Source organism: Streptomyces sp. NPDC026246, from assembly GCF_055567995.1.
Map to the genome: position 1 here is coordinate 19,903 of NZ_JBVHPJ010000012.1, position 11,077 is coordinate 30,979.

General features: G+C 66.3%; 7 protein-coding genes. 3 read left to right on the forward strand and 4 right to left on the reverse strand.

What is annotated here, in order from left to right; all coding sequences use genetic code 11:
* Positions 1 to 7: 7 nt before the first annotated feature.
* Positions 8 to 961 carry a D-2-hydroxyacid dehydrogenase family protein gene (locus ACZ4M5_RS26780; RefSeq protein ID WP_467740349.1) on the reverse strand — a complete coding sequence of 318 codons (954 nt, stop codon included), beginning with the start codon at positions 959 to 961 and terminating at the stop codon, positions 8 to 10.
* Positions 962 to 1,361: 400 nt separating this feature from the next.
* Here ACZ4M5_RS26780 and ACZ4M5_RS26785 point away from each other — a divergent pair, with 400 nt between their 5' ends.
* Together ACZ4M5_RS26785 and ACZ4M5_RS26790 are read left to right on the forward strand one after the other, a co-directional pair.
* Complete coding sequence (locus tag ACZ4M5_RS26785) at positions 1,362 to 2,171, forward strand: TetR/AcrR family transcriptional regulator (protein WP_467740350.1); 810 nt, start codon at positions 1,362 to 1,364, stop codon at positions 2,169 to 2,171.
* Positions 2,172 to 2,718: 547 nt separating this feature from the next.
* Entirely contained in the window at positions 2,719 to 4,113 is a 1,395-nt protein-coding gene (locus tag ACZ4M5_RS26790) for a homogentisate 1,2-dioxygenase (RefSeq protein WP_467740351.1), read from the forward strand.
* 94 nt (positions 4,114 to 4,207) lie between these two features.
* Here the strand turns inward: ACZ4M5_RS26790 and ACZ4M5_RS26795 are convergent, their stop codons facing one another.
* Positions 4,208 to 4,360, reverse strand: a complete 153-nt coding sequence (locus ACZ4M5_RS26795) for a hypothetical protein (RefSeq protein ID WP_467740352.1) — start codon at positions 4,358 to 4,360, stop codon at positions 4,208 to 4,210.
* A 536-nt stretch (positions 4,361 to 4,896) separates the two neighbouring features.
* Between ACZ4M5_RS26795 and ACZ4M5_RS26800 the strand changes: the two genes are divergently transcribed.
* Entirely contained in the window at positions 4,897 to 6,009 is a 1,113-nt protein-coding gene (locus ACZ4M5_RS26800; RefSeq protein ID WP_467740353.1) for an epoxide hydrolase family protein, read from the forward strand.
* A gap of 610 nt (positions 6,010 to 6,619) precedes the next feature.
* On the opposite strand, the gene ACZ4M5_RS26805 is transcribed toward ACZ4M5_RS26800, so the two are convergent.
* Complete coding sequence (locus tag ACZ4M5_RS26805; RefSeq protein WP_467740354.1) at positions 6,620 to 10,366, reverse strand: endonuclease/exonuclease/phosphatase family protein; 3,747 nt, start codon at positions 10,364 to 10,366, stop codon at positions 6,620 to 6,622.
* Between the two features lie 233 nt (positions 10,367 to 10,599).
* A complete protein-coding gene (locus ACZ4M5_RS26810; protein WP_467740355.1) occupies positions 10,600 to 11,049 on the reverse strand; it encodes a peptidase inhibitor family I36 protein in 450 nt (149 codons plus the stop codon).
* Positions 11,050 to 11,077 lie beyond the last annotated feature (28 nt).

An 11,077-nucleotide genomic window follows, 5' to 3' on the forward strand; every position in this document is an offset into this window, starting at 1 on the left:
GCGTTGCCTACTTGACGATGCGGATGGGCTTACCGGCGATGAACGCCGCGATGTCCTCGACGGCCTCTTCGTAGAAGACCTTGTAATTGCCGTCGGTCACATATCCGATGTGCGGGGTCACCGTGGCGTTGTCGAGCGTCCGGAGCGGGTGCTGCGGCGGAAGGGGCTCGGTCGCGAACACGTCGAGAGCCGCCCCTCCGATCATGCCCTCCCGTAGGGCGTGGACCAGGGCGTCCTCGTCGATGATGGGACCACGCGAGGTGTTGACCAGCAGGGAGGTGGGCTTCATGGACGAGAGTTCGGCCGCACCGATCAGGTGGCGCGTGCGCTCACTGAGGATCAGATGCACGGACACGACGTCGGAAGACCTGAACAGTTCCTCCTTGCTCACCGCGGTCACGCCGTGCACCGCGGCCTTCTCGGCGGTGAGGTTCTGGCTCCAGGCGATGGTCTCCATGCCGAACGCCTTGGCCACCTTGGCCACACGGGCACCAAGCCGGCCAAGACCCACCAGGCCCAGCGTCTTGCCTTCCAGCCGAGTGCCGACGGTCGCCTGCCATCCACCCTCGCGCACCCGCCGGGTCTCGCTCGGCAGATTCCTCACCGCGGCGAGTATCAGCCCCCACGTCAACTCCGAGGCGGCGGCGACGTCGGGGTATCCCGTACCGCAGACGACGACACCCTGGGCGTTCGCGGCGGCGACGTCGATGGCGGCGTTCGCCGGCGCCGTAGTGACGAGCAGCTTGAGTCGTTCGAGGCGGCTCAGTACGTCGGCGGGAAAGCGGGTGCGCTCCCGCATCGCCACCACCACATCGAAATCGGCCAGTGCTGATACCACTGCGTCGGCATCGGGAAACGCGTGGTGGAAGAACTCCACGTGCGAGTCGAGGGAATCCCAGTCGGCATAATTCCTGGCCACACTCTGATAGTCATCCAGCACAGCGATGCGCGGATTACTCAATTCGGCTCCTCCGGAGATGCGTGGCAGGTCCCGAGGTCCTCCACCATCGTTGATCCGGGGCTGCGGCCGAGCGAGGCCGACGTCGACCCGCGCCGCTGCCCACAGGCTTGGCGATAGGTGTCTATCAGTTAGCCCGGCACATAGGCAAGTGATAGGTGGCTATCACTCGTTGGGTCTCGCACGGTCAGGGATTGTCGGCAGCGGTCCCGTACGGGCGCGGCGCGACGCAGCCTCGAGACAGTCGTCCGCAGCGCTTCGCGGCCGTCATCCGAGGTGCACGACACCTCCGGCGCGGCGGCGGCGACGCGACTTGCGCACGGCCGTCGGCGCGCTCCGAGGGCCGCCTCCACCGCGACAACGGTCCGGTCCGTACGGCCCAGCGCATACGGAAGGGAGATGAATGGACGCACCGCGGAAATGCCAGGAGAAGGTCGATGCCGGTATCCCGAGCGACTTTCGGCACCAGGACGCCCCGCCGCGCCCGACGGGAGTGGCCCGGGGGTGCCGCTTGTACGGCGGTTCGCAGACCCCGGATGCCGACGACGCCGATCATGCGGCCTCTGATAACCTCTCGCACATGCCCGGGGAAATGGAGAATCCGAAAAGTACAGGCGCAGGCCGACCCAAAGCGCGTGGTGATGCCGCTCGGAATACCCGCCGCATTCTGGACGCCGCTCGTGAGGCGCTCCGAAAGAACCCACAGGCGTCCGCAGTGGAGATCGCCGGAGCGGCCGGGATCGGGGTGGCAACTGTCTATCGTCGCTTTCCCACGCGAGAAGACCTGCTGCGCGGTGTCGTCTGGGACCTCTTCGCCACAGACTTGGCTCCGGCCCTGGTGAAGGCGGTGAACGAGCCGGACCCGAGAGAAGGGGTTCGCGTCGCCTTCGACGCCGCCTTGAGGGCCGCGGCCCGCGCCGGAGTGACTCACCCGGCCGGGATGACACTGGACATTATCCAGTCGTCTTTCGTGGAGCCGGTCAGCCGGATCATGAGGGAAGGTCAGCGGCAGGGCCTTTTTCGAGCCGATCTGGACCCCGAGAAGGACACGCTCCGGATTATTCTCATGCTCTTGAGCGTCGTGCCCACTCTGGATGCGGAAAGCGAGGGCTGGCAGCGTTATCTGATGCTTGTCATGGAATCGCTGCAACTTACATCCACCGGACCTCTTCCGCCGGCGGAAGCCGTCGTCGATCCATTTCGGCACAGGTGACTGACGCAAGTGCGTCGTTGAACGTCGGCAGCCGCCCGGTGCTCACGCACCGGGCGGCTTTTCCCTGCCGCGGAACGTGTTCGCCTGACGGCACCACATGAGCTCCGCCGTCGGCGGGGCTGTACAGGTCACTGCTCGAGATCTCCCATATGCCTGATTCGGGCTGTGCGGGCATTCGCTCGTACGGTGAAGCATCGGGAGCCCGCCTGACACGCGATCGACCGACCGTCGACGGAGGCGAGGAGGGCGCCCGGGCGGCGGAGTCGCACGCAGCTCAATGCGACAAATCGTAATAATCCGTCGTCACTTGACTCTCCATAGCGCTCCATGCATGGACGGACAGGGCGCCCGAGGTCCGTGGCACACGAAACTGATAGCCGCCTATCACTTGCGTAGTGCGACACGAACCGATAGAGAGTTATCAGTTGTTCGCCACACTGCTCTCCGGGGTCGGACGAGCGAGAGCGGATGAGCAGACCCAACGCCGCAGACTCCATCCGAGAGTCGGCTGTGGCGAGCAAGTCTTTCAACGGAGAAGGGCCTGACCATGACGACCAACATCGAGCAGGACGCTGCTGAGGCAGCCGTACGCGAGCGCGCCCGCAAGCGAGCCGCCTCACTGACGTACTCCTCCGGCTTCGGCAACGAGCACAGCAGTGAGGCCTTGGCCGGGGCGCTGCCGCCCAAGATCAACAGCCCTCAGCGCCCGCCCCACGGTCTGTACACGGAGTTGCTGTCCGAGACGGCGTTCACCGAGACCCGTTCGAACACCCGCCGCACCTGGCAGTACCGCATCCGTCCATCCGTCGTGCGTCCGCGCCTCGAGCGCATGGACAACGGGACGCTGCTGACCCCGCCCTTCACGAACACGCCCGTGGTGGATCCGCACTCGCTGTACTGGGCGCCGCGGCCGGCTCCCGCCCGCGGAACCGACTTCGTCGCGGGTCTGTGGACGCTCGCGGGCAACGGTGACCCCCTGCAGCGCAACGGCGTGGCGGTCCACCTCTACACAGCCGACGTGTCGATGACGGACCGGGTGTTCAGCACGGCCGACGGCCAACTGCTGATCGTCCCAGAGCGCGGCGGTCTGCTCATCCACACCGAACTCGGCCTGCTGGCCGTGGAGCCCGGTCACATTGCTTTGATCCCTCGGTCCATGAAGTTCAGGGTCGAGATCATCGGCGCGCCCGGTGACGAGGACGGCACCGGATTCGTGCGCGGCTACGTGTTCGAGAACTTCGGTACGCCGTTCTCCCTCCCGGAACTGGGCTTCGTCGGCCAGAGCGGCATGGCCAACCCGCGCGACTTCCGGGCGCCGACCGCCGCCTACGACGACTCGGAGGGGCCGTTCCAGGTGATCCACAAGGTCGCCGGAAACCTCTGGACGTCGACGTACGACCACTCGCCGCTGGACGTGGTCGCCTGGCACGGCAACAGCGTCCCTTACGTCTACAACCTTCGCGACTTCCAGGTGCTGGCATCGGTCAACTTCGACCACCGCGACCCCTCGCTGCTGACGGCCCTGACGTCGACCACCGCGACACCGGGTCTGAACGCCATCGACTTCTGTGCCGTCCCGCCGGAGTGGGTCGTGACGGACGCCTTCCGCCCGCCGTACTACCACCGCAACGTCAACGCCGAACTCGTCGGCGTCATCGAGCAGGCGAAGCATGTCACCGCCGGCCTCGGTGCAGCCGCGGACGGTTACGTGGACGGCATGGTGGCGATCGTCAACTCGATGAACCCGCACGGCCCTGGCGCGGATGCCTGGGAGGCCGGCACCAACGGTGACCAGACGCCGTTCCAGACGGACGGGCTGCTGTTCATCGTCGAGACCCAATGGCCGCTGATCGTCACCGACCAGGCCGCCCAGACGATCGGGGAGACCTCCGACGAAACGCTGAGCGGCAACTCCACCCTCCAGAGCCAATTCCGTTACTGAGAACCCCGATTCGGCCGCCGAATCCTGATGCGATCTTTCGCTCTCGGATCCGGCGGCGCCGAAAACCGCGCCTCGCGCCGTTCCATCCGGCAGGTCAGAAAGACGCGCCGAACGTGCGGTTGGTGTCGCGGTGACGAACGGCGCCATCGCGGCCCTCGAAGTACGGCATGGGGAACCTGCCGGTATCCGACGGCGGCGAGGGGGTACGCCGATCATGGTTCTGGGAAGCCCCGAGCGCGTCGATCACCTGACAAAGGGGCTCCTCGCCGACTGGTGCGGGGCCGGTCGTCCGGAGGCGGGCCGACCGTGACCGAAGGGGGTCCGGCTCCGAGACCCGAAGCGGGTGCAGACCGATCCGGCGAGGGGAGGGCGATTCCGCCCATCGCGGCGGCACCCCGGAAACGGCCGCCGAGGAGGGCGCCGCCGAGCGCGCCGCCCACGGTGAGGGTCCTCCCGCAGGCCGAACGGACCGTACAGTCATTGGACAAACGCGGGACCGACCGGCGGGAGCCGGCCCAACGACCGTCACCCGCCCCACCGCTGGCGGCGGTGGTTGACCGCGGGACCCAAGAGCCCGGACCGCTGACGGTGGTGGGTGCGGAGTTGGCCCGGCTACGGAAAGAGGGCCCGCACACGGCTCGGCATGTCACAACGCCCCGTCCGGGCCCGGATGGTCGATCGTCGCCGTACACGCTCCCGGGCCGACGCCTCTCAGAGGGCGTACCGGGCATCACCAAGGACACGGACACAAGACAGGTTGCCGTGAACGAGAGGACGACGGGCATGATCAACGCGGAACAGGCCACTCCCCCTGTCGTGGAGCAGTCGGTGCTCGACGACCTGCGCCTGCGCCTGCGCGGCTATCGCCGAGTCGACGTCCCCACCGGGTTCGGATGGGCGCGTGGTGTCGACGGCGACTACCTCGCGGACCTGGTCTCCTATTGGGCCCGCTCCTACGACTGGCGCGAGCACGAAGTCCGGCTCCGCGCCCTCCCGTGGGCCCTCGCCGGTCCGGGCGACGCACCGGTGCGGGCGGTGCATCTGCGAGCGGCGCGCACCGACGCGGTGGCGGTGGTACTCCTGCACGGGTGGCCCGACTCAGTCCTGCGGTTCGAGAAAGTCTGGCCCTTGCTGTCCGACCTCCATGTGATCGTCCCGGCTCTTCCTGGCTTCCCGTTCGCCGCTCCTGTCGCCCGCCTCGGCATGTCGTCCCGGGGCATGGCCGAAGCGATCGCAAACGCAATGACCGAGCTCGGCTACGAGCGCTACGTCGTGTCCGCCGGTGATGTGGGCTGCGACGTCGCCGAGGCATTGGCCGCTGCTCACCCCGACCGCGTCACCGCCCTGCATCTGACGGACGTGTCGCAGTACCGCTTTCTGGTGAACCCGCCGAAAGACCTGTCCGACGCGGAGCGCTCGTACGTCCGGCACGGTCATCACTGGCAGGCCGCGGAGGGCGGTTACATGCACGAACAGGCCACCAAGCCCCACTCGTTGGCGGTGGCGCTCGGTGACTCGCCGGCGGGCTTGGCCGCCTGGATCCTTGAGAAACTGCGAGCGTGGACCGACTGCCGGGGCGACGTGGAAACGGTTTTCACCCGTGACGAGTTGCTCACGTGGATCACCGCGTACTGGGTCAGTGGCACGGTCGGCACCTCCTTCACCCCCTACGTCGAGAACGCGGCGAAACCGACCGAGCGCATCGACGTCCCCACGGCATTCACGATCTTCCCCAAGGACCTCGTCAACGCGCCCCGCGAGTTCGCGGCACGCTTCTTCGACGTCCGCGCCTGGACAGAGGAATCCGCCGGCGGCCACTTCGCGGCCTGGGAGCGCCCCTCTGAGTACGCTACCGGCGTCCGTACGGCGGTGAACCTCGCGAGGCAGGGCCGGTAGCCCGGTGCCCCGGTGAGGTGGCCGGCTCCGGCGGTGAAGGCGCCGCCGTCCCGGAAGACCCGTCCCGACGCCACCGCGCACGGTGGTCCAGTCGGCCGCGGGCAGGGCGCGCCGTGCAGGGCCACGGCCGGCCGGACTGGCTGCGGTCTGCCAGTGGCGCCGCTGTCGTTTCCGGCGGGCAGGGTTTCTGCCCGCCGGTTCGGAGCCTCGGACGGGCAGCCGAAGATGTCGCGTGTACCGGCCGGAGGTGGACCCCGGGTTTGTGTGCGTCGGTGATCGGCAGGGCACTGCGGGCGGTTGCGTGGCCGGCGCCGCGCATCCCGAGATGTCTCGGTCACGCTCGCACTGCGTCCGCCTACACCGACGACGTGACAGATGCCGCAGGTAGGGGCGCACCAGTACCGGGAAGGGCCGAGTGCCACACGGGTGTGGTCATTGTGACGCGCTCCAGCCGTCGGCTGCCCAGGCGCCCGCCAACATGCGAAACGGCCTGCTGGAAGAACCAGCAGGCCGTCACTCATGGCCCTGAGGAGCAGGCCGGACCCGGTCCGTGTCCGACCGGGAACGGAGCCCACCGGGCCGCGTCAATCACTCGGTGACCCCGAGAGAATCACTCGGTGACCGGATTGAAATCCCATACGTCCGCGCTGTAATCAGGGCGGTCTCTGACGGTCACACGTCCGTGCAACTCGGCACCCGTGAGGTACAGAGGTTCATCATATTCACCAGGACCGGTGTGGTTGCCCAGCAGGAAGCCGTACTGGGCCGGCTGCAGGCACCACAGGTAACTGTCGGCGTTGGCGACGAACTCGGTCATCGTGACCTGGTTGCCGTTGAAGGGCTCTTCCGTGTCGCCGGTCGACGTGACGTACCGCCCGCCGTTGGCCAGATAGAAGCACTCGTCCGAGCCGGTCCGGCCCGCGGGGATCGTGGTGAACCGCTCCTCGGGAGCATCGTCGTCCTCGTCCAGGATCACCTCACCGGTGGCGTCGTCCCCGGTATTGAGGATCCAGGGCAGACCGTCCTTCGACCTCAGCAGAACCTCGTTGCGAGTACCCACTTCACTGGCGTCGTTGAGGAACCAGCGCTGGTTGGGCGCTTGACCGACTTCGTCGTGAGCGAAGAGCGTGCCGTTCCTGATATCGGCCGTGAGGTACTGCTTGGTCTTGAAGTTCTCCAGGCTCCAGGTGCCGTCACCCTGGTAGTGCGGTTTCCAGAGCTGATCGAGCGCCGGGCTCTTCCAGAGCACTATCTTTCCGTCGGGTTTCCCGCCCTCTTGTCCCAAATAGTGGTTGTAGAAGTCCGGGTCCTTGGAGAGCAGGTTGACATAGCCGGGGTGTTCGGAAGACTCCTTCAGATCGAACTTCAAGTTCGAGGCGGGGTTCTTGTAATCGAACGGCACATCACCGATCACGTTGCTGCCGTCGACGGGCAATCCTGCCACGTTGACGGTGTGGGCGCTCATCACGACGACGTTGTTCCGCGGAAGCGTCGGCACATTCGACGGCGGCGGCGCAACGTCCGGCAAATTAGTGAGGTAGTGCCAGACGGGATAGTGGTCCGAGTCGGTGTAGTCGTCGAGCCGCGCCGATCCGAGAATTTCGACAGGGGCGTCTCTGGAAGTGACCGCGTAGTCGAGGACGCGGGGCGTGCCTGTACCAGACGTGGGATGTGTCGCATCCGCGGTGTCACCCAAGTAGTAGCTGCGAGCGGGGAGCTCTGTCAGCAGATTACTCGGCTCACGGTTGAAGTCGCCGGCCGCGATCCAGGGCCGTACCTCGTCTTGGTTGGGCCCCAAATGTGCCATCGCATATCTGATGTTAGCCAATAGCTCGGGAGCGTCTCGGCCCTGGTTGTCCGCACGCGCATGTATGGTGAAGTACCCGACGCCGCCGACGGTGACACCAAGTGCAGGCCGGGAATAACTTATCCCGAGCACCGGATCATAGTCCGCTGGCTCGATGACGTGCAGATCTTGCGCAGCGACCCGAGTTCTGCTGGCGATGGCAAGGTTGACGCGACCGTCATTGGTTGTTCCGCTGTTCGTGTGCAGCCAGTAGATATACCCTGTCGTCCGAGAACCACTGCTCGTACTGGTGCTGGTGCTGGCACCGGTTCCGGTGCCCAGGAGTCGGTACTCCCGGATCGGGGGATAGGTGCCGTCCGGGTGTCGCCAGACGTCCTGAGGGTGGTCTTCTATGAACTCGAGGCGGGAACCTGTCGGTGGAGTTCCGGCTTCCTGAATGAGTACAATGCGGGCGCCTCGACCTCCAGTATCCTCCATCAGGTAACGCAGATCGTCGTACTTATTGTGCCGCCCTGCGTCCGACAGCGCGCCCTGCATGTTCCAGTTGACGATCGCGTGTTTACTTCCGGCGCGAGGGTCGAGTTCGCCGCCGGTGTTGCTCAGGAACAGGGAGGGTCGCTTCCCCAGGGCGAGGGGCACCACGCCGTGTCCCTGGTAATCCAGGGTCTCCCGGCCGGTCCAGTCCGGGATCGACTGCCCGTCATGGCTCAGTGGCTCGAATTTGTCCGGGGCACCGGTTGTGGAGCCGAATTGGAAGGCGGTACCGGACTGCGCTCCGTACGGCGTGTACGGCTCGAAAGGCCCACCGGGGGTGGTCTGCTTGATGAGGGTGTTGTTGTAGAAGACGTTCTGCGGGCCGGAGGAGCCGGACCACTTGACCGCCTTGGGGCCGGCCGCCCACCAGATGGGGTACCAAGTACCCTCGTCGATCTCGCCGCCTTCACCGCCGCAGTTCGTCTGACAGTTGGCCGAGCGGTGTTCGTAAGGGACCCTGACCGTGTTCTGTTCGAACAGGTTGTTGTGTTCCCAGCCTCCGTGCAGGTTCAGGTCGGAGTCGAGGTTGTTGCGGAAGGCGACGTTGCCGCCGGCCGACCACTGGAAGGTGAAGTGGCGCAGGTTGCGGCTGAGGTTGTAAGCCCACAGTGAGTTCCACACACGGCTGCCGCGCAGGTAGCCGTTGCCCCCCTTGCCCTTGTTCCAGGCCCCGTCGAAGCTGTTGCGTTCGATCTGGAGGTGGAGGGCGTTCTCCGTGACGATGGGGTGCGAGCCGGTCATGGTGGCCTTGAGCCCGCGCGCCCAGCTGTTGGCGGCCCACTTGTAGACGATGCCGTGCATCGCGTACTCGGGGGCCATGTTGCCGTAGTTGTGCACGGCCTGCTCGGGGGTCAGCTGATATGTGCCGCCGCCCAGCTTGGGCAGACCGTTCATGTCCTGAGTGAAGGCGAAGTTCTCGAACCCGACGCCTTCGACGATCTGCAAGGGGGTCACCTTGCTGGCATACGGCTTTTCACCCAGCGACTCCGAGCCGTCCGAGGTGGAGTCGACCGGCAGGTCCCATTGCAGTGGGCGGTCCAGCGTGACGGTCTTCGCATCGGCGTTGACGCCGGTGATGCGGAACATCTGCTGGCGCATGTGGAGGTCGTCCATCACGCCTTTGTCGGCGACGCCCTGCTGCTCGTAGAACTTGACGCTGTTGGCCGCACCCACCCAGACGTAGCCGCCCGAGGTGAACTTCGACATGGTGGCCGTCGACACCAGCTGCACCACCGTGTCGCCCCGACGGGCCGCGTATCCCGCGTCGTAGGGCTTGGCGGCCACCTTGATGCCGGAGGCCCAGTGCTGGTTGACGGAGCCTTCGAAGATGTCCTTGCGGTTGGCCGCGGCGGCCGCCCAGTCGTCCTTGTACCGATCGGCGACGTCCCGGGTCTGTACCCGGAACATGCCGCGCCCCGGCCACATCCAGCCACCCGTGCCGACGTCGCTGCCGCTGCCGGCCGTCATGCTGTCCTGGTCCCAGCGCCCGTTGACCACCGTGTCGTAGCGGGTGTTGAGATCCGGTCGGAACACCAGTTTCGTGCCACCGTCGGCGGAGCCCTGCCCGCGCACGATCAGGAAGCTGGCGTCGGCGTAGATCTGCCGGGACAGATCGATGCGCCCGGAGGGCAAGGAGATCAGCGAGAGCCGGTCGAAGCTGGCCGACGGCGAGCACTGGCTCTTGATGTCGTCGATCGCGTTCTGCAGTCCGGTGGTGTCGTCGGTCCCGTCATCCGCGGTCACCCCGTACTTGGAGGAGAGTCGTTCCGGAGTGATGCGACAGGAGGCGTCGTCGGTCACCTCACCGCCGCCGGGCAGCGGCGCGCCGCCCCGGTATCCCACGCGTGACCAGTCCGGGAGACCGGGGGCCGAGGCAGTACGATTTGCGCTACTGAGATCCGGTCCCTCAGCTCCTGGCCCCTCCGTCGGCCCGTCCTCGGCCGCCGCGACGGGTGCCGTCAAGAGAGACGCCGGCGCCGCTGCTGCGGCCTCTGGCAATGACAGTGCGAGCAGCATGCCAGACAGAAGAATGGCTGCTGGTCGAAACCGTTTCACGTGACTTCTTTCTTGTCATCGTGTCGCTCGGCTCCTGGGAGCGGCACGAAAATGAGAACTGCCCCGGCTCCTTGGCGGAACCGGGGCATGTGCCGGCCCGGGGCGGTTGCGGCCTCGTTCAGGCGCGTGAGGCCTCGCGATTGCCTTCGCCCAGGAGCACGGACTTGGAGGATCGGGTGGATCCCAGCAGCTTCCTAGCAGTTGTAGAACCTGAGGGAAGAGACCCTGTCGTTCAGGTATGCCTGGGGGGTCCCGTAGGAGTAGTCGTGCTTGAGGCCCCAGTTCCAGGACGGAGCGGTGTCGATGAGCGAGGGGTGCAGATCCCCGTTGGGATCGTCGTAGAACTCGATCCCGCACTGGGAGTTGTTCAACCAGGACGACGTCTGATTGTCGGCAGCTTGACCGTTCAGGAAGTGCTTGCCGATCAGGTAGACCATCTGCGAGGGGCTGCCGGTCGGAGGAGGGGTGAGGATGACCTTCGAGCCCGCTCCACCTCCATCCTGATAGAGGCACAGCGCCCATCCCGGGCAGTCGGCGTATGGCGCGTTCTGCGCCGTAGCGGACGGCGCAGAGAAGAGCAGCGACGTCCCGGCGACCGCAGTGGCGGCCGCGGCAGTCAGGAGCCTACGTGCTTTGTGATTCATGGGACTCCGCTTTCTGAGTGACTTCAGC

Coding starts and splice junctions, on each gene's coding strand:
- ACZ4M5_RS26785 (WP_467740350.1), top strand. CDS start 1,362: ATGGACGCACCGCGGAAATGCCAGGAGAAGGTCGATGCCGGTATCCCG.
- ACZ4M5_RS26790 (WP_467740351.1), top strand. CDS start 2,719: ATGACGACCAACATCGAGCAGGACGCTGCTGAGGCAGCCGTACGCGAG.
- ACZ4M5_RS26800 (WP_467740353.1), top strand. CDS start 4,897: ATGATCAACGCGGAACAGGCCACTCCCCCTGTCGTGGAGCAGTCGGTG.
- ACZ4M5_RS26805 (WP_467740354.1), bottom strand. CDS start 10,366: ATGCTGCTCGCACTGTCATTGCCAGAGGCCGCAGCAGCGGCGCCGGCG.
- ACZ4M5_RS26810 (WP_467740355.1), bottom strand. CDS start 11,049: ATGAATCACAAAGCACGTAGGCTCCTGACTGCCGCGGCCGCCACTGCG.